The organism is Neobacillus sp. OS1-32 (assembly GCF_030915425.1).
GTDB classification, from domain to species: domain Bacteria; phylum Bacillota; class Bacilli; order Bacillales; family Cytobacillaceae; genus Neobacillus; species Neobacillus paridis.
Genome location: NZ_CP133263.1, coordinates 1,180,934 through 1,199,491, shown reverse-complemented (window position 1 = coordinate 1,199,491; position 18,558 = coordinate 1,180,934). Strand labels below are relative to the sequence as shown.

Genomic DNA, 18,558 nt, shown 5'->3' with positions numbered 1-18,558 from the left:
AACTAATTAAAACGTATAGATCACGTCAAACATTTTGATCATTTTCTCACATCAATTAATATAAATCGCTCGCACACCAAGATCATGTCTTCCGAAAACTCAAGCCCCAACTCATGTAACTCCTTGGTAAAAAATTGTATATGTGTCTCTTTCCAATAACGGTAGGTTCGGTCTCCTTCACCCTCCGCAATAGCAAAATCCTCGGAAACCTCGTTCATTGGCATTTTTTTCACCTCAACGGTTTTAATAATTGCCAGCGGCTCATCCTTACTGTTTAAGATGACGCTATAATCACCAACGGAAGGTAGTGGTTCATTTTCCTTTTCGTAAAAAATAAGTCCGGAGCAAGTAGCAGTTTTCACCCCATCAATAACTAATTTTGCTAAGTAATCGGGGTCATCACCAAATTGCCATGAACTTACCGATTTTGGTTTTTCCCGCCCACGGCTTTCCCAATATTTATTCCAATACAATTGCGCTGCCTGATTCATATTCGTCTCCTTTTTCCGATATTAAAATAAAACTATTTCATAAGCTTACGAATATTTTCTTGAATCATGATGACTTCAGTTTTCCCTTGTTTCACTCTAAACCTTGTTAGTTCAACAGAAAGCGACATTTTTATCCCTCCAATTTTCCTATTTATTTAATTAGATTAAAAGGTGTAAATTCCCTTCAAGTGGATTAATTTTTTTGAAAAAATATGTATGGTTACCGAAAGAACTAAGTAAGAGGTTGGACTCTGTTAGGCCGGCTCCTTTTATATATAAAAGGTCAAGATCAATCGAATAATACTGATAAGTTGTGTGAAAATAATGATGTCTGACAGGGAATGATAGTTGCCATATGAATGGGGGATTTTGATGCCACTATTAGATAGAGTCGGGGGCGGAATATACTACAGGGTTAATGGCGAGGGTACGCCACTTGTGTTTATTCATCCACCGCTACTCACAAGTTCCAATTTTACATACCAAGCGGAAGGCTTGTCGCAAAAATATAAGGTCATTACGTTTGATGTCCGAGGTCATGGGCGGAGCGGCTTTTCTGAGGAACCCATCACTTATCGGATGATCGTGAATGATATCATCCAGCTTTTAGACCATCTTCAACTAGAAAAAGCTATTTTTTGCGGCTATTCGACGGGAGGGTCTATCGTGTTGGATTGTTTGCTGACACAGAGAGAACGGGCTTTGGGTGGAGTTATTATTAGCGGAATGTCCGAGGTAAGGGATTTTTATAACGAAAAAAGGATTTCTATAGCAACTTTTCTTTCAAAAGTAAGGGCAAAAAGGCTGCTGGCCTTGGCGATTTCGTGGGGAAACTCGAATTCGAAAGAGATATTTAAAAAAATGTACCGAGAATCATTAAAGGGCAATGCACGAAATATTGCCCAATACTGTCAATATAGTTTGCATTATAATTGTACCCAGCAATTATCTACCATTGATTTACCGGTTTTATTGGTCTATGGGCACAAAGATAAGGCCTTTCACCGATATGCCAAGATTCTGCATGAAAAACTGCCAAATAATCAATTAAGGATCATTGATGAAAAACATCAAATTCCCACTAAATCAGCAAAAGAATTAAATCAAGTGATCGATGAATTTGCAACGAAAATACAAGATTAGACAGAAATTGTCTGTAAAATAAAGGGATTATTCCAAAACAAGGAATAATCCCTAAAGTTTATTTAGAGGACAAGAAATCAAAAGTTCTTAAGTGGTTGAAGGGCGCGTTTAACCAACGGTTTCCAACTCAATTCTGTTCGTTTAACCATATACGCCACAATTTTTCCAATGATAGCACTTCCGGCGATATCAGACGGATAATGCTGACCCATCCAGATTCGCGAAACTCCCACCATGACCGAGAGCAGCCATAAAAAGACCCCTGCCACCTTGTGAAAACAAAATACCGAAGCTGCCATAGCAAAAGCAAGCGAAGTATGTTTGCTAGGAAAGGTTGAATCCTTTTCCGATGGAACTGGCGGTAATAAATTCACTTCACGGGTTAAAAAAGGGCGTGGTCGAAAAAAGAACGACTTAATGAATAAGCAAATTATATAGGTAACCCCTAAGGTAAAGCCCGTATTTACAGTCATCCTTTTATCATCAGTACGCCGGAACCAAAGGATGATAATGACAAAAAGATAAACAAATCGGGCTTTTTTTGAGATCAATATCATTAGGGAATCTAACAAGCTGGATGTTCCTGCACATTGGTTAATAGCTTTGAATATTCTCTCGTTCATGTAAAAGTCTCCTTGTTCTTTTTAACCGCCATTTCTAGTATAAGCGCAAGATTTGGGAATATGCATAGAGGGGTCCTTATAGTATGTTTCTCGTTTTCTTAACAGATAATAGGAAAGGCAGAAAGGGGAGATCGAATGGATAACAATGAAAAAGCTGATGAGCTCGTGCAGCAGCCGTTCATGTCTACAGGTACGACGATGCCCGGGTTTGACAGGAATATAAAAAAGTCCCAGCCAGCGGCTAAGCCGAAAATTGGCGCCACAATCATCGGTGATGACGAATCTTCGGGACAATTGAAATAGTGAACATCCCGCTTGACACCAACAAAATAGGAGTGTGTCTTATGATTGAGAATATTCCCAATGAAATGAGAGGTTTATTTTAAGGAAAAAAGATTATGAAAGGAATCAAATCATTTGATTGGCAATTACGGTAATTTCCTTTTTATGTTGTTCTTTAGAAATATATTTATTTATATAAGTGATCGTATAAGAAATTCCGTTTTCATTAAAGGATATAGAGTTATTAAAATAATCTGAAGTAATATGATTCTTTAGTTCGATTTTTTCCGCATTAGTGTCATTATTTTTTAGATCCTCATTAATAACATTAATTATTAATATAATTTTTTCGCTCCTCTTTCTGGAAAAATTTTTAAATTCAACCATTATTTTTTTACCATCATGGGCCATGTCGTTGATTATTGGCGGCTGAAATTGAGCCGCATCAAAAGGTAGTTTTATAGGCAATTTTATGTTAAAAGGAATTGCATCCAATCCTACTTTCACTGATGGCGCTTGGTAAGTGATAGGCATTTTTTTCTTTTGATCAGTCGAAACATCTTTCATTTCAATTTTTTGTAATTTTGAAGTATCTAAAGTTCCAGTTTTAATAGAAGTACAGCCTGTAAATAGCAATAAAATAAGAATTGATATAGTAATTATTTTCTTCATCTAATTCCCCCCTTTAGATTTTTAAATTTACTCAGTTAATTTTTAATTTTCATTCCACTAACATTTATATATAATTCGCTTTAAATTCTTAATCTTTCAGAAAAGAAACTTAGTAAAAAAAGTTCAGTAATATCAGAATTGTCAGGTAGAAAAACATTTACTTTTTCTACCTGACAATAATGTTAGTCTTATGATTACTGAAAAAAATAGGTTAACTTCAAAAATTTTTAAAAGGACTTTTCGTAGTTTGCCTGAATCTAAATAATTTCAAATTTTATTGGAATGATAATGCAGTTTCAGCTAGTTTTGTTGGTCCATAAAAGTCAGATTTACCATTCTTAGAATTATCACCAATCATATATTGGAAACCATTGTCATTCCAAAATAGTTTTTCACTTGTTGGTCCGGCAATATAAGTCGCTTTAATACCATCATAAATTTCAATCGTTTGGAAACTAAAGTTTGGATCATCTTTATTTCCATCAGTTGCACTATAATCATATACATTTGTTGCATTTACAGTAGAACCCCTTGTAAAGACATGAAAAGGTAGAATGTCATTTACATACCCTGCAGCTGCAAAGGAATACGAAATAAAAAAAACACTAACTGCCATTAGTAAAACTCTTAAATGTTTCTTTACAAATTTTTAATTTGAGTTTACTATAAAATTCCAAAATAGTAAATATATTATTTAATTTATTTTACAATAATTATAAATATTTTCACAATTTTTCCACATTTAAAAAAACCGGGAATAATACTGATAAAAATATAACCCATGTTTTAAATGAAGTCTCAATATTCTCAGAATATATAGGTATAAAAAATGATAGTCGATTTTACTTATTTATAAGTAAAAAAGCATTTTGACCTTTACAATATATCTTTGAATTTAGGTCAGTTTGAATACTTACCGATACTTCATCAAATCTTATTAGGATTGAAAAGGAATAGGTGGTCTGAGATTTAGCTAAATTGCAAAAAATATGACTTCAGTTTTTTGAGTATTCTGCAACATGCATGATTTATTAATGTATAATTAATAAAAGGTAAAAAATGAGTACAAAGGATGATTTTTTAACGGGAACCAAAGTGACCAATGACAATCAAATTTATGGCACGCCCAATAGTAAAAGTAAGAATGGAACTGGCGATTCCCCGAATGATCAGGTGAGAAATAAATCTCAACGGAACCATTGAAAGAAGAGGATAGTTGAACGCGAAGCAGCCCTGCTTCCATCACCTATCCTTTTTTTTGTTAATCCAGCTTAAAGCAGTTTTGGTAGGGCCTCTGTTTGAAATAAGAATTTTCTTTCTTTTAAATTTGTGGTAAAATTGCCCATACATATGACAACAAAAAAAAGTAGCGTTATAGAAAATTTTCGAGGGGGGCGGGTGGATGAATATTGGAAGTGAATACTTAAAAATTGTTATTGCAAGATTAAAAAGCGTAAAAAGCCTGGGAGATAAAACGATCAGCCAATTATAAAATTTTCCGAGCGAGAAAACCCACTACGGTGCGTTAGCACCCCCTTTAGGGGTAGGATGACAGCGAGGTCAGTCAAGGGATGGCTTCTGCTATCTCAATTGACCGAAAACAGACACAAATTTAATCCACATTTACCAAGCCTTGCTATATAATGAATATATGACAAGGAGGTGAAAACATGTTCTTAACGCAAAGCAATCAAATTCGAGGTCTTTCAAAACAGCAATATCAACAATTAAAAGAGATGTGCTGGTATGCAAAAAACCTATACAATGTAGGTCTATATAATATTCGCCAACATTACTTTGTGGAGAAAAACTTCCTAAAATATGAAGCCAATTACCATGTAGCCAAAACAAATGAAAACTATAAGCTGCTCCAAGCAGGCGTATCTCAACAGATTTTGAAAGTTGTGGATCGCTCCTTTAAAAGCTTTTTCAATCTAATCAAGAAAGCCAGGAAAGGCGAATACCGTTTTCAAGATATTAAAATGCCTGGATATTTGAAGAAAGATGGATTGTTTAATCTCATTTTTTCAACCAATGCCATTACTGTTAAAGATGGTTTCTTTCGTGTGGCTGTTTCCAATGCCTACAAAAAATCACATCCAGAGTATGAAGACATCCTCATTCCTTTTCCTTCAAGATTAGAAGGAAAGAAAATCAAGGAAGTTCGGATTGTTCCCCGGAACAACGGACAATTTTTCCATATCCAGTATGTGTATGAACAACCTTGTGAACAAGCGGAATTAGACTTTCATAAAGCGTTAAGTATTGATATTGGACTGAATAACTTAGCTTCTTGTGTCGATACAGACGGGGCATCCTTTTTGGTGGATGGTAAAAAACTTAAATCAATTAACCGTTTGTACAACAAAGAAAAAGCACGGTTACAGTCTATTGCCATGAAGCAAGGCTCTAAATACACCAAACAAATAGACTTACTAACAGTGAAACGAAATAACCAAGTGAATGACTATATCAAGAAAACTGCTCGCATCATCATTAACCACTGCATAAAGAACAAAATTGGAAACCTCGTGATTGGGTACAATGAAGATTTTAAAAGAAATATAAACATCGGTAAAAAGAATAATCAACAATTTACTCAGATTCCATTTGGAAGTCTGCGAGAACAGCTTTCCAATCTTTGTGAACGATATGGCATCTTCTACAAAGAGCAGGAAGAATCCTATACAAGCAAGGCTTCGTTTTTTGATAATGACGAACTGCCAAAATGGAATCCGGCCAATGAAACAGAATACTCTTTCAGTGGCAAACGAATCAAGCGTGGTTTGTATCGTACATCGACTGGATATGAGTTAAATGCCGACATAAACGGTGCTTTAAATATCCTTCGAAAAAGTAACTTGCTGGATTGTACAATCCTACAAGCTAGAGGGCGTTTGGCTCGCCCACTAAGAATAAGGGTATCTTAGAATACCAACCTTCTTTCAAAGAATCCCCCCCGTCACACCGTAAGGTGTAGGGTTTGCGGCTTTAGCCGTGGGAGAAGTCAACAGAGGAGGACATCCATTGGCAATATAATCCGGAATCGAACAGTGTTGCGATCATTGTTAAGCACCTTAGCGGTAACATGATCTCAAGATGGACCAACTTTTTAACAACGGATGGGGAAAAGGATTCCCGCAATCGTGATGATGAATTCGTAGATAATATTACTTCCATGTCAGAGCTGATGGCCATTTGGGAAAAGGGCTGGGAAACCTTCCTCCAAACCTTAACCAGTTTAACGGAAGAGGATTTATTAAAGGAAATACACATCCGCGGCGAACGACATACAGTACTTGATGCCATTGAACGCCAGGTCGCCCATTATGCCTCTCATGTTGGCCAGATTGTGTATATTGGCAAAATGCTAAAAAATGATCAATGGGAGAGCCTCAGCATTCCGAGAGGACAGTCCGAAAAATTTTTAAACCAAATGCTGGAAAGACATCAAAACTCAAAAGCTTAGAAACAGGAAAAAAACAAGGGGCTGTCCGAAAAATGGTTTTTCAGCCCGAAATTTAAAATTGAAAAACCCACGGATGTTGATTTTACGGACATTCTTGGGCTTTTATTTCCGGTGTTATTTACTCAAAAACAGACTTTCTGGACAGTCCCTTTTTGGTGAAAATTTAACATCTTTTACACATTAAACGGACTAAATAAATTATCTCGACTATGTATAATATATGGGCGTTAGCGGTCCCTTTACTTTGAAGAAGGGGCGTGTAATCTTGATAGGTGTTGAAGGAGTTAAAGATGTTAAGGAGAAAACTTACGAGAAAGTATTTTGTTATTGCTTTATGTTCGGTAGTTATCATTGGTGTTATTTTCGTAGTGATTGATAAAAACAAGGAAGAAAGAAATGCAAGCCATTTTGCGTTAACTACTCAACAAAAAATAGCTATTAAAAAGGCGAAAATGTCAGGCGGGGATTTATCTGACGCGGAGGTTGACACTTTTACTATTGGTCAAGGAAAACTACTACTGGATCAATATTTAAAAAAACATGACCTAAATTATAAAGTTGGTTCGAAAAAGTATATCCATTTTCTAGCTAAAATAAGTGAAACCAAAGACCTGCAAAAGGAACCTGAATTTGCGATAATAGACGCATATGCTAACGTTTATCTGTCAGAACTTCAAAAACATGAACCATTATTTTTTCGATTCCATCTAAAGCAATCAACTCTAGATAAAACGATTAAGGAGATTCGTCTTGAAAATAAGAGTTGAGATCACTCTCTTGTTTTCTCAACTTTCCTCGATTTCTAACGATTCTTTTTAAAAAGTTTACATTACATCCAATCCAGGAAGCAACTTCAACACAAAACCCTTGAATTCAGCCAAATTCAGGGGTTTTTCAGTTGGGAAATCGATAAAGGAAATGTCAAAATAAAAAAATTCATACCCAATTTTTTTCACCCCATACGTTTTATGATAAGGTAATTTAATAGTCTTAACCATCCTTTATTGTGAATCCAATTTCCTAAACGCAATAAAAACTATATTAAAGACTCTTAATCAGGGGAGAAAATAGGATAATTTTCGGGTTTCCCTACATTTATTATTAAAAAATAACATCCAATAAAAAAACAATAATCATTATTAATTGAACAACCGCCTTTGCCAGCGTCCCGCTTAGAAAGGCGATTAACACAGCTGCCGCCACTTTTATCGATGCCGCCAGTGGTTTCTTCTGAAGTAGTTCCACAATGAACACGAGGGCAAACGGGACAATGACCACACCAAACGGCGGTATGACGAAGCTGCCAATAATCAATCCAAGTGTTGCCACTCTTTTTCCCAAAACGGAACCTCCAGCTTTTTCCACGAAATGAAGGTTTGCCAAATAATCAGCTAAGAAAAGTAATACTGTCAATAACAGAAGCATCACGAATGAAATCCAGGAAAGTTCATTTGGGTTTATCGCAAAATGATAGATTCCTACCCCAAGCCAAATCAGCAAAACCGAGGGAATAACCGGATATACGAGTCCAACGAAACTTAAGATAAAGCAAGCAATAATAGCCATCCATAAAATGATGTCCAGTATGTCAACCACCTCAAAAATTTCCAACTTTATGAAAATCATAAAGCTTTCCGTTTGTTAAAGCAAGAAATTCTGTTAAGCGTCAGTTTATTCAAATAAGGAATTTGGAAAATCCTACAAAAAGAGCTTATGGATAAAAAAAGGATTTTACAATGATTTAGCGAAGTATTACCAGATATTCTAGTAAGACGATTAAAAGAGTTAATTTGTAGACAAGCTGTTTTGGTTGAGAGTTTCGACTGGCTTTCATCGCTCCTGTATCCATACCAAAAATTTGTAAAGGTGTGACATTGATGGATCGTATTATGGTGATCGGGATTTCGCCAGGTACAGGGAAGTCCACATTTGCTCGAAAATTGGGGCAATACCTTCATATTAATGTCTATCATTTAGACGTTTTCTATTGGAAACCAAATTGGATAGAAGCATCACTAGAGGAATTTTCAAATACCCAACAAAATCTTGTAAACCAATGCCAATGGATTATCGAAGGAAATTACAGCAGTACTTTTGAAATACGCGCTGAACGTGCTGATACCATTATTTATTTAGAACTGCCACTCCGTGTTTGTTTGTATCGTGTGGTTAAGAGGTGGTTATTGAACATAGGGAGAACAAGAACCGACATGGCTGATGGATGCAAGGAAAAATTAGACTGGGACTTCATTAAATTTATTTGCACGACATACTATCCGCGGAAAAGAATAATGAATGAACGATTGCAATCTTTAGAATCAAAAAAAGAGATTGTTACTTTAAAGAGTAAACAAGAGATTCGCAATTATTTAGAGAATATTAAAATGAAGAAAAATGATATAGAGTAATCACAATAAAGGCGGAAGAAAATGGGAAAAAGACTGGGCTGCTTACACGCGCATTATTCGAATATAGAATATCTAGAGAGTACTCTTGCTACATATGACGTTGAATTAATCCATTTCGTCGACCCTGGACTAATGTACCGGGTTACAGCTGATGAACGTTTTCAAGAATCAGCGGCACAGAATAAAGTAACGGAACAAATGGAATGGATTGCGCAATGCAATGTCGACGCCATCCTTATCACTTGTACGAACTACATTGCGATTTTAGCGGAAGAACCTCTTTCGATATCGATACCAATTCTAAAAATAAATGAACCGTTCTTTGAATGCATTTGTAATATCACTCAGCCGCAATCTATTTTATTTACCAATCCGGCAACCGTTAAAGGAACAATGGAACGACTTCAAGATTACGCAAAAAAACAACATAAATCTTTACACCAATTAAAGGTTATGGTGATGGACAATATGTTTGAATTATTAATGCAAGGACGAATAGAAGAATACAATCAAGAAATTTCCAGATGTTTAAAGCGAATGATAACAGAAGAACAAAGGGATGTTTCCGTTGCCCAATTATCCATGGTCCATGCAGCTCAACTTGTTGAGTTGGAAACATCTAAAACAATCGTGAACCCTTTAAATACATTACTATCTTCGCTTGTTCAGCAATTGGCGATCGAGAAGAAAAGATTATAAAATTCCGCCATAAAACCGAAGTAAGGTAAGGCATTATTTATATTTTTTACTAACTTGGAAAATAATAACATCATTAGCGAATAATAAATTGGGTGATAAATTGAAAAAACTTATAATTTTTCTGTCTTTTTCTTTACTCATAACAAGCTCTTTTGCTCAGGCGGAATCTGTACCATATGTACCGATATCCGGATCAGATGCGAAGTATATGACTTCCGAAGATATTCTTTTGGCATTAATCGAGCCAAAGATAGAAAAAATTGTTCAGGACCAATATAAGAGGAAATTTTCCAAAGTGAAGCCATTGAAGGTAATGGAAGCAGGAATGGTTTATCATCCGTTGGCAGACCAAAGCAATGGAGAAGGGGGCATTTGGTTTCAAATAGACGTGTTGATCCTTGTTGGTGATGTAAAGAAACAACCCAAAATCGACAGAGCCGTCTTAAAAATTGATGCTCCATACATTGTGGGAGAGGACAGTCAATTTGCCAGTGATAAAATTAAGGGAATCACAGTGGAATTGGTCGAATATAAGAAAGGCTGGATCCCTTAAAGGGGCCGTCTATTGCAGGACCGAACATAGTACGTGCATGTTCGGTCTTTTTTTTCATGGATTGTTATAAAAATAGGTTTGAAAATGATATATAATTGTTTTAACAATAGATTAATCCTACTCATAAGGGAGGAGTATATTTGTCTAGTCAAACGTTTTTAGAAAAGCAAAAAGTGAAGTTGGAAAAACAGCTTACGATCCTGTGGTCACAAATCAATTACTGTGAAGATATAGAATCTTCCTCAGAAGCGTTGGAAGATTATTTGATAAAATGAAAGCGGTTTATACGGAATATACAGGAAATGATCATTACATAACGCTGATGGCAGAAAAAACAAAACAACATATTGATGAACAGTTGAACTTGTTTTTGGATGGCTTAAATAAAATGATTCAACTGAGCGAAAAATATGGTGAAATAAATTCTACTGTTCTTGAATTGAATAAAGAAAATGAAGAAGTAGACAAAAATATGGAACAAACCCTTAAATTACTGCGAGAAGTGTCTGCACAAACGAATATTCTAGCCATAAATGCTAATATTGAGGCGTACCGCCTGGGCCCAAAAGGAGATGTTTTTAAAATTATTGCAACGGAAGTAAGAAAACTATCAGATATCACTAGTAATGCTTCCGTGAATATGACCAACACCACAAGCAAATTAACAAAGCAAACCTCTGAAATGACACAAATCTTAAATGAGAACAATCAAACTTTATTTCAAGTGGTACAGGAATTAGAAAAAGGCAAAGAAAGCTTTATTTCTATGTATACAGATAGTGAAAACATTGTCACGGAGTCTATGGTTTTGGATGACACGCTAAAAACTATTTATGATCTAATTCAAAAGGTTTATACCATGGTGGAGTATAACAAAATGAGTTATGGCAATGTGAAAAGAATCCTTCTGCAACAAGTAGAGTTAACGAAGGAAATGATAGACGATATCAATCAAGAATTAGGGGTTTCAGCAAACTTTACGAGTTATAAAGGTGCAATCGATTTGTACCAGGAATTCTATAAAAATTTTAAAAATGAAAACTTGGAACATTGCCTTGCTGTTATTCACCATGCCCTTGATAATGGTGAGGATGCTGAATTTATTACAACGCAAATATTGGAACGAACCGTTGAATCAATAGGAAGGGAACAAATTGATCGACTTGTTCCTTTAAGTGAGATTTATGTGAACGGGAGAATTATCGAAGCTTGTTTAGATGTGTTACTTCCTTTATTAGAGAAAGACCAGAAGGGGAAAAAATTAGGAAAAATTATTATCGGGAATGCTTTCGGAGATTATCATGCACTAGGAAGACAAATTATCTCAACGTTTTTAAGGATGGCTGGATTCGATGTAGTCGATTTGGGACTGTCGGTATCGAATGAAACATTCGTTGAAGTTGTAAGAAAAGAAAAAGCAAACTTAATCTGTGTTTCGGCATTAATCCTGCATACCGCAGAGGAAGTCATACATTTAAGAGAACTTCTCGATAAAAAAGGATTAAGACATGTCAAAATACTGGTCGGGGGTGCACCTTTTAACTTTGATCCTCGTCTCGTTCAACGTGTAAAGGCAGATGCCATGGCTCAAAACGGGATTGAAGCGATTAAAACAGCAAAAGAATTGTTAGGTTTACTACATAAGAGGGTGGTTAAATAATGAATTCAAAAGAGCGTTTAGTAAAAGCGGTAACGTTTCAGGCAGTAGACAGGGTTCCTGTTGTACCTGTTGCTTTAACACAAGGGGCGAAACTTTTGAACCTTGATTTACCGACCTATCAAAAAAATGGGGAATACATAGCGAATGGACAATTAAAATTACTGGAACTGCTAGAACCTGATGCGGTTTTTGGTATGCCGCATGTGGTTGAGGATTTGACTCCTTGGGGGGTTCCGTTAACCTATCATCAAAACGGCTCGCCTACCGTTGGAAAAATGATTATCAGAAATGTTGAAGATATTCTGGACTTAAAGGTACCGGATCCTACTAATTCGATGGAAACGAAAGAAACACTAAAAGCGATTAGCATCTTAGCCAAAAAAGTGGGTCAACATACAGCTGTCATTGGTGGACTAATTGCTCCTTTTAGTTTACCGAGTATGCTGATGGGAACCGGTGCGTTTATGAGGTTGCTCTTAGAGGAAGATAGAAACGGAGATCAATATTTAAAGCTGTTATTGCATAAATGTAAACAATTTGTCATTTCATGGGCAAAAAAAATGGTGGAGGCTGGGGCAGACATCATTGTCATGGCAGATGGTATTGCGTCTCAGACGGTTATTAGCAGGAGATTATTCGAGAATCATGTACTCTTATTAGTCAAAGAAACCATTAAAGAAATCCCGGTGCCAGTGGTTTATGAAGCGGTTGGAAGTGCTCAAGGAATCATAGATTTAATTGCTACAACAGGCGCGGTTGTGACGATTCTTGATTATAACGATGATTTAAAGGAATGCAAAAAGATAGCAAATGGTAAAATTGCTATTATGGGGAATTTTAATAATATCGAGATGCTCAATTGGAATGCAATCAAAACGCAATTAGAGGTAAAAAAAGCAATCAATAAAGCTGCCAATGGATATGGATATGTTGTTTCATCTCAAGGTCCCGAAATCCCTTACAATGTGCCATTTGAAGTGATTGAAACAATGGTTAACGCTACGAAAGAGTTTGGAAAATATAAATAGCTTTTAAACATTTAAAATACTTAGGGGTAGTAGAAATGATGTTAAGATTATCTAATTCTGATAGAAAACGACTATTAACCCCCATTAAGAAAACTATTTTGCAATACCAAATGATCGAAGAGGGGGATCGGGTAGCGATAGGCTTATCCGGTGGAAAAGATAGTTCCACTTTATTGTATGTATTAACGATTTTAAGAGAACAGCTGCCGTTTCATTTCGATCTTATTCCAATTACACTTTCACTTGGGTTTAAGGATTTAGACATTCTGCCTTTAAAAGAATTCGTTCAAGATCTTGGGCATGAACTCAAAGGAAACAAACATTAGTCAAATTGTCTCTGATGTTAAAAAAGAAAAAAACCCTTGTTCCTTATGTGCTAACTTAAGGCGAGGGATTCTTTTTGACTATGCCGCCTCCTTAAATTGTAATAAATTGGCTTACGGTCACCATTTGGATGATGGGATTGAGACCTTTTTTATGAACCTTTTTTATGGAGGCAAATTAGCTGTTTTTAAGCCGATAACCTATTTGGATCGCGCTAACATTAGCTTAATCCGTCCGATGCTTGCTATCGAAGAAAAGACGATCATAAATTTTGTCAAAGCAAAAGGTATACCCGTTATCGATAATCCTTGTCCGGCTGATAAACATACCAAACGTCAAGAAATGAAAGAGCTTGTCAAGATATTAAGTGCAAAATACCCTCATTTGCGGCAAAATTTTATGAATGGAGCAATTACTGTTCAAGAAGAGGATTTTTGGAAGGTAAGTCGTGTTTCAAGAAGGGAACGGGGATGGTGTGACTCTACAGATATTAAACAATGACGGAACGATCCGACATTGGGACTTATTTGAGAAATGGATCAATGGAAATGACGAACGGTGATAGGTTTTTAGCTTCTAAAAAGAGGGGAAGGAGGCCCCTGATTTGCCGGCTTTGTTGTCAGACTGGAACCATTGGCTGGAAAATGCAAAGAATCTGTCCTTCAAAAAGAGCAATGTAACATCGATTGTAAAAGGGGAAGCTGAAACGGTCGTAACCAGATCAAAGAAAGGCAAGGGCCCTGTTTTTGGAACCGTCATCCATAGCTGCATGGAGGAGATCGGAAAAGCGCGAGAGGATATCGACGTGGCGAACCTAGTTTCTTTAATCTCAGAAGAAGAAGGGCTAATTCAAGAGCATCAGGAGTTCAAACTCGAGCCCCCACTGAAAAGATTCACCTCAGTGGGGGTAGTTGACTCCTCTTTTCGAATGAATTGAATAATCTTTAACAAGAGCCTTTTACATCATTGCTGGGGAAGAGCATTTTGAGGGGGGGAAGGTCAAAACGGTATGGAAATTGGAATTTATTCATTAGCAGATTTATACCCAGAACCAGAAACAGGGAAAACGATCGGGGCAAAGCAGCGGATCGAAGAAGTGGTCAAAGCCGCCAAAATGGCGGATGAGGCTGGACTCGATGTGTTTGGGGTAGGGGAGCATCATCGTTTAGATTATGCCGTTTCTTTACCTCAGGTCATCTTAGCAGCCATTTCACCAAACACCAAAAGGATAAAAATAGAACGCTCTATTGCACTAAATATAGTCATGTTAAGACTGATACCTTAGTTTCGTTTACTGGTCGATCTGTCTGTTCTGTGGTAAATACTTATAAATTTTGACTCAAAAGCCTTATTGGGTTATTTTTCATTTCTCTCCTTTTTTTCCTATTGTGTAAGGGTTATTAAGCTTTTCTACCGTTCACTTTGAAGTGCTGCTTAGTTAAAAAAGGCATCAACTTGAATTTATTTGGTAAGTCTAATGAGCAGGAGGGAATGCCGTGCATATAAAAATTTTGTTCCTGTTGATACCTTTCTTCTTTCAGCCCATTTCGGTGACGAAGGCAGAAGTGCCATTGAAGGCTGCGTTTGTTCGTGACCACCAGTTATGGATGAAAGACGGAGACTGTGAAATTCAGCTTACCAAAAATAAATATGTCCATTCACCCCAGTGGTCCTATGATGGTAGATTTATTGCTTACATCGATGGGGATCAGCAGGGGGAGAAGTCTAACCTGTGGATTTATGATACGAAGAAGAAAGAAAACTATGAACCATACCATAGCATTGCGACTTCTTCTTTTACCTGGTCCCCTATGGCAAATGAGCTGGCTTATGTATCCGGGTGGGTCCTAAATGTTACAAAGACGAAGGATGGCAGGCCTTATGGATTTGAAAATGTGTCGTTAGGTGTTAGTGGGTTTGAATGGTATCCAAATGGGAAAGAGTTTATTGTGTCTGCTGCGTCCAACCGTCTTCCCACAGGCTGGGAGCCGATTAAATTGTATCGTATTCCAAAGGACATGAATCTAAATGAGACCAAAGCGAAGCGATTGTACTCCATTCCCATCGATGAAAATGATCTATTTGCCGTTACTGTTGGTGATTTTAAATGGAGCTATGACGGCAAATGGGCCAGCTTTCTCGGCACCCCAACACCTTCTTGGGCAATGGATAGTAATCCTTTATGTGTTGTATCTTCAGATGGAAAAGTGTTCAAAGACATCGGCAGGATGTTAGGATTTAGTGACTGGTATAAATGGGCACCCAAAGCCAACCAGTTAGCTTATATTTCAGGAGAAGGACGGTTTTTGGTTGAAAATAAAATAATGAAAATGGCCGATTTAGAGGTATCCGTCAAGCAGGCAGCATATACCCCGAAAGGATATGTAGACCTAGATTTGGAGTGGATGACACCTTCTAAAGTGATTGTTGCGCGGTCACAGGAAAACAAAGCGTGGAAACAGGGGCCAGTTCCCACTATGTTCACTTCTTTATATGAGATCGATATAGGATCAGGCACTCAGAAACAAATTACACATCCAAAAGAAAATGAGTTAGATGCGGATCCCCAGGCTGTTGGCTCTACTCTTACATGGGTACGCAGGCAGGATAAAACGGACAAAGGTGATGTATGGATAAAGAATGATAAGCAGAAACAAGCGAGGATATGGATAAAAGAGGTAGATTCCACACCTGTTTTATTTAAAAAGTGACCAATCATAAGAAAAAACTAGAAAACAACATTTTCAAAGAGCTGATGGAGGTAGGTACAGTATTTGTTCTGCCGGATTACCAGAAGATGGGGGTAGGGAATTTGCTGTTGAATACGATGATTTTTACTTTAAAGAGTAAAGGCATCGAAGAATTTTGTTTAGATAGTGGATATACAAGTGCTCAAAAAATCTGGAAAAAGAAATTCGGAGACCCTAATTATTTGTTAAAGGATTATTGGGGCAAAGGGCACGATCATATGATTTGGAGGATCAAAATCAGCGATTTGGTTTTAGATAAAAGTTAGTGTGTTCTCCTCAAAAAGTGCATTTCTTCAACATAGGGTAAAGCCATTTTCTTATTAAACTGATTTGTGAATTTGTATGTAGCACATGGTAAAAAAACAGCAATTCAAAGAGAGCTTTGTGATAAAGAGTAATTTTAGCATGTGCTTTCTTTCCAATTCAAACATGACCATTCAGATATGGTTTAAACTGAATGAATTTTACTTTATACTCTTTCAAAACAAATTGTTAAGAAGAAATTTGACCATGTTCAAAAAAGCATTTTGGATGAAGTTGTTAAAATCAGGTTTTTATTACATAAATTAGTAATTTCTTATATTTTATAAGTTTGAACTATTTACCAGTATTAAACGAACATACTTTCGCATATAATAAATGCGAAAGTATGTTCTTTTTTTATGGGAGGAGATAATGTGATGGGGGATAAAGTGATTTTCCTTGCAGATATCCAATCATTTTATGCATCAGTTGAAAAAATTAGAAATAGTGAATACAAAGATAAACCTCTAGTTGTAGCCGGTGATCCTGAACGCAGATCAGGTATTATACTTGCTGCATGTCCACTTGCGAAAAAGTATGGTATTAAAACCGCAGAGACATTATGGGAAGCTCAAAATAAATGTCCAGATCTAGTTGTAGTTAGACCACATATGCAAACTTATATAGATGTCTCGTTAGCAATTAGCAAGATCATGGAGCAATTTACTGATTTGGTCGAACCATTTTCAATTGATGAACAGTTTATGGATGTCACGGGTAGTCAAAAGTTATTTGGGAATGAGTTTGAAATCGCTAAAAAGGTTCAACAGAAGATAATGAATGATACAGGGGTATATGCAAGGGTAGGTATTGGTAAAAATAAGATTCTTGCAAAAATGGCATGTGATAATTTTGCAAAAAAAAATGAGACGGGAATATTTAAGCTGAATGAGACAAATATGGAGCAACTTTGGAAACTACCTATTGGAAAGATGTTTGGTGTTGGACAAAAAATGGAGAAGCATTTGCAAGGTATGGGCATCTTTACGATTGGACAGTTAGCTAAATTTCCAGTTGGTTTACTTAAAAAGCGTTGGGGAATTAATGGAGAAGTACTATGGCAGACTGCTAACGGTATTGATTACTCACCTGTCACAGTTAAAACACATAATCAACAAAAGGCAATAGGGCACCATATGACGTTGCCCAGAGATTACACTAATTTGGATGAGATAAAAATAGTTCTTCTTGAATTATGTACTGAAGTAGCAAGGAGATGTAGAAAAAAAGGATACATGGGTGTTACAGTGTCATGTGGAGTACGTGGTGCTAGTTTTGATTTCCCAACAGGATTTCATCGTCAAACAACTTTACCAGTGGCTTCTAATTACGATTTAGATATTTTTAATGCTGCTTATCAATTACTAAAACAATTTTGGGATAAACAGCCGATCAGGAGTCTAGGTGTTTCATTATCTAATTTGCAACCATCTGATAATTATCAAATTGATTTATTTGAAAATTATTTACGAAAAGAAAAGCTAAATTCAGTATTTGATGCTATTTGGGATAAATATGGACGTACAGCAATATATAGGGCTTCTTCATTAACTAAAGCAGGTCAAGCTTCTGAACGTGCAAGAAAAATAGGTGGACATTATAAATAGAGGTGATTCTAAATGGTAGTGAATAAGTTAAGCAAAGGTTATAATTTACGGTGGGAATCGAGTCGGATGATGCTACCTGAACATAGAGAGCAACTATTAGAGGAGAAGCGTAAAGAACAAAAATTTAACCCGCCTATATTAGACGATGACCAGCTTCAAGAAATTAACCGTGTGATTGCTAAATCAATTGAACAAGAGCGAGCAGTTACGATAACCTATGCAGAAAAATATGGAACCGCAAAATTTTGGGGATGGATTCAAAAAGTAAATATAATTGAAGGATGGTTAAAAATTATCAACGATAAAGATATTCTAAGGCTTTCCTTTGAGCGCATTTTACAAGCTGAAATCTGCTAATAGTGTAAGAAGACACCAATTTCTAATCGGTGCCTTCTAAGCTGAGATCAACTATATCTATACCATGAAGGTGAAGTTTTCGAAGTATACGAAGGTTATGAAGGAACAATTGTTGATAGCGCTCCTTCACCCTATGATTTATTTAATGCATGAGTAAAATACGGTTATTTGTCGGAGGAAGGGGCTGTC

Annotated in this window: 22 protein-coding genes and 3 pseudogenes; 20 read left to right on the top strand and 5 right to left on the bottom strand. The window is 36.4% G+C overall.

Features of this window, described 5'->3' with window-relative positions; translation table 11 throughout:
- Positions 1–38: 38 nt before the first annotated feature.
- Positions 39–491, bottom strand: a complete 453-nt coding sequence (locus RCG24_RS06200) for an ASCH domain-containing protein (RefSeq protein ID WP_308078629.1) — start codon at positions 489–491, stop codon at positions 39–41.
- A 372-nt stretch (positions 492–863) separates the two neighbouring features.
- Here RCG24_RS06200 and RCG24_RS06195 point away from each other — a divergent pair, with 372 nt between their 5' ends.
- A complete protein-coding gene (locus tag RCG24_RS06195; RefSeq protein WP_308078628.1) occupies positions 864–1,634 on the top strand; it encodes an alpha/beta fold hydrolase in 771 nt (256 codons plus the stop codon).
- A gap of 77 nt (positions 1,635–1,711) precedes the next feature.
- Here RCG24_RS06195 and RCG24_RS06190 read toward each other — a convergent pair whose 3' ends face one another.
- A complete protein-coding gene (locus RCG24_RS06190; RefSeq protein WP_308078627.1) occupies positions 1,712–2,257 on the bottom strand; it encodes an undecaprenyl-diphosphatase in 546 nt (181 codons plus the stop codon).
- Positions 2,258–2,392: 135 nt separating this feature from the next.
- On the opposite strand from RCG24_RS06190, the gene RCG24_RS06185 reads away from it, so the two are divergent.
- A complete protein-coding gene (locus RCG24_RS06185; RefSeq protein ID WP_308078626.1) occupies positions 2,393–2,560 on the top strand; it encodes a hypothetical protein in 168 nt (55 codons plus the stop codon).
- A gap of 105 nt (positions 2,561–2,665) precedes the next feature.
- On the opposite strand, the gene RCG24_RS06180 is transcribed toward RCG24_RS06185, so the two are convergent.
- Together RCG24_RS06180 and RCG24_RS06175 are read right to left on the bottom strand one after the other, a co-directional pair.
- Complete coding sequence (locus RCG24_RS06180) at positions 2,666–3,211, bottom strand: hypothetical protein (protein ID WP_308078625.1); 546 nt, start codon at positions 3,209–3,211, stop codon at positions 2,666–2,668.
- 274 nt (positions 3,212–3,485) lie between these two features.
- Positions 3,486–3,827 (bottom strand): hypothetical protein, encoded by a 342-nt coding sequence (locus RCG24_RS06175; RefSeq protein WP_308078624.1) that lies wholly within the window; start codon positions 3,825–3,827, stop codon positions 3,486–3,488.
- Positions 3,828–4,270: 443 nt separating this feature from the next.
- On the opposite strand from RCG24_RS06175, the gene RCG24_RS06170 reads away from it, so the two are divergent.
- The 4 genes and pseudogenes from RCG24_RS06170 (at position 4,271) to RCG24_RS06155 (ending at position 7,447) form a co-directional block, all read left to right on the top strand.
- Positions 4,271–4,414 (top strand): hypothetical protein, encoded by a 144-nt coding sequence (locus RCG24_RS06170; RefSeq protein WP_308078623.1) that lies wholly within the window; start codon positions 4,271–4,273, stop codon positions 4,412–4,414.
- 467 nt (positions 4,415–4,881) lie between these two features.
- Entirely contained in the window at positions 4,882–6,141 is a 1,260-nt protein-coding gene (locus RCG24_RS06165; RefSeq protein WP_308078622.1) for an RNA-guided endonuclease InsQ/TnpB family protein, read from the top strand.
- Between the two features lie 83 nt (positions 6,142–6,224).
- A pseudogene (locus RCG24_RS06160) lies at positions 6,225–6,680 on the top strand (DUF1572 family protein); the annotation flags it as partial.
- Between the two features lie 290 nt (positions 6,681–6,970).
- Positions 6,971–7,447, top strand: a complete 477-nt coding sequence (locus RCG24_RS06155) for a hypothetical protein (protein WP_308078621.1) — start codon at positions 6,971–6,973, stop codon at positions 7,445–7,447.
- Positions 7,448–7,781: 334 nt separating this feature from the next.
- Here RCG24_RS06155 and RCG24_RS06150 read toward each other — a convergent pair whose 3' ends face one another.
- Positions 7,782–8,291 carry a DUF456 domain-containing protein gene (locus RCG24_RS06150; protein ID WP_308078620.1) on the bottom strand — a complete coding sequence of 170 codons (510 nt, stop codon included), beginning with the start codon at positions 8,289–8,291 and terminating at the stop codon, positions 7,782–7,784.
- Between the two features lie 266 nt (positions 8,292–8,557).
- Between RCG24_RS06150 and RCG24_RS06145 the strand changes: the two genes are divergently transcribed.
- From RCG24_RS06145 to RCG24_RS06080, 14 genes and pseudogenes are all read left to right on the top strand, one after another.
- Positions 8,558–9,088, top strand: coding sequence for a P-loop NTPase family protein (locus tag RCG24_RS06145; RefSeq protein WP_308078619.1), 531 nt, complete (start codon positions 8,558–8,560; stop codon positions 9,086–9,088).
- Between the two features lie 21 nt (positions 9,089–9,109).
- On the top strand, positions 9,110–9,787 hold the full coding sequence (locus RCG24_RS06140) for a hypothetical protein (protein ID WP_308078618.1): 678 nt from the start codon (positions 9,110–9,112) through the stop codon (positions 9,785–9,787).
- Positions 9,788–9,887: 100 nt separating this feature from the next.
- On the top strand, positions 9,888–10,340 hold the full coding sequence (locus RCG24_RS06135; protein ID WP_308078617.1) for a hypothetical protein: 453 nt from the start codon (positions 9,888–9,890) through the stop codon (positions 10,338–10,340).
- A gap of 140 nt (positions 10,341–10,480) precedes the next feature.
- Complete coding sequence (locus RCG24_RS06130) at positions 10,481–10,615, top strand: hypothetical protein (RefSeq protein WP_308078616.1); 135 nt, start codon at positions 10,481–10,483, stop codon at positions 10,613–10,615.
- On the top strand, positions 10,612–12,000 hold the full coding sequence (locus RCG24_RS06125) for a cobalamin-dependent protein (protein ID WP_308078615.1): 1,389 nt from the start codon (positions 10,612–10,614) through the stop codon (positions 11,998–12,000). The genes RCG24_RS06130 and RCG24_RS06125 overlap by 4 nt, the downstream gene beginning before the upstream one ends.
- Positions 12,000–13,028 carry a uroporphyrinogen decarboxylase family protein gene (locus RCG24_RS06120; protein WP_308078614.1) on the top strand — a complete coding sequence of 343 codons (1,029 nt, stop codon included), beginning with the start codon at positions 12,000–12,002 and terminating at the stop codon, positions 13,026–13,028. Before RCG24_RS06125 ends, RCG24_RS06120 begins: the two co-directional genes overlap by 1 nt.
- 35 nt (positions 13,029–13,063) lie before the next feature.
- Positions 13,064–13,354, top strand: a complete 291-nt coding sequence (locus tag RCG24_RS06115; protein ID WP_308078613.1) for a tRNA 2-thiocytidine biosynthesis protein TtcA — start codon at positions 13,064–13,066, stop codon at positions 13,352–13,354.
- Positions 13,329–13,853 (top strand): tRNA lysidine(34) synthetase, encoded by a 525-nt coding sequence (locus tag RCG24_RS06110; protein WP_308078612.1) that lies wholly within the window; start codon positions 13,329–13,331, stop codon positions 13,851–13,853. The genes RCG24_RS06115 and RCG24_RS06110 overlap by 26 nt, the downstream gene beginning before the upstream one ends.
- Before the next feature lie 103 nt (positions 13,854–13,956).
- Entirely contained in the window at positions 13,957–14,289 is a 333-nt protein-coding gene (locus tag RCG24_RS06105; RefSeq protein WP_308078611.1) for a hypothetical protein, read from the top strand.
- Between the two features lie 72 nt (positions 14,290–14,361).
- A pseudogene (locus RCG24_RS06100) lies at positions 14,362–14,589 on the top strand (LLM class flavin-dependent oxidoreductase); the annotation flags it as partial.
- 259 nt (positions 14,590–14,848) lie between these two features.
- Positions 14,849–16,063, top strand: a complete 1,215-nt coding sequence (locus RCG24_RS06095; RefSeq protein ID WP_308078610.1) for a translocation protein TolB — start codon at positions 14,849–14,851, stop codon at positions 16,061–16,063.
- 35 nt (positions 16,064–16,098) lie between these two features.
- A pseudogene (locus RCG24_RS06090) lies at positions 16,099–16,368 on the top strand (GNAT family N-acetyltransferase); the annotation flags it as partial.
- Positions 16,369–16,782: 414 nt separating this feature from the next.
- A complete protein-coding gene (locus RCG24_RS06085; protein ID WP_308078609.1) occupies positions 16,783–18,012 on the top strand; it encodes a DNA polymerase IV in 1,230 nt (409 codons plus the stop codon).
- Positions 18,013–18,024: 12 nt separating this feature from the next.
- The gene (locus RCG24_RS06080) at positions 18,025–18,369 is read left to right on the top strand and encodes a YolD-like family protein (protein WP_202654267.1); all 345 of its coding nucleotides are present in this window, start codon (positions 18,025–18,027) and stop codon (positions 18,367–18,369) included.
- Positions 18,370–18,558: the final 189 nt, after the last annotated feature.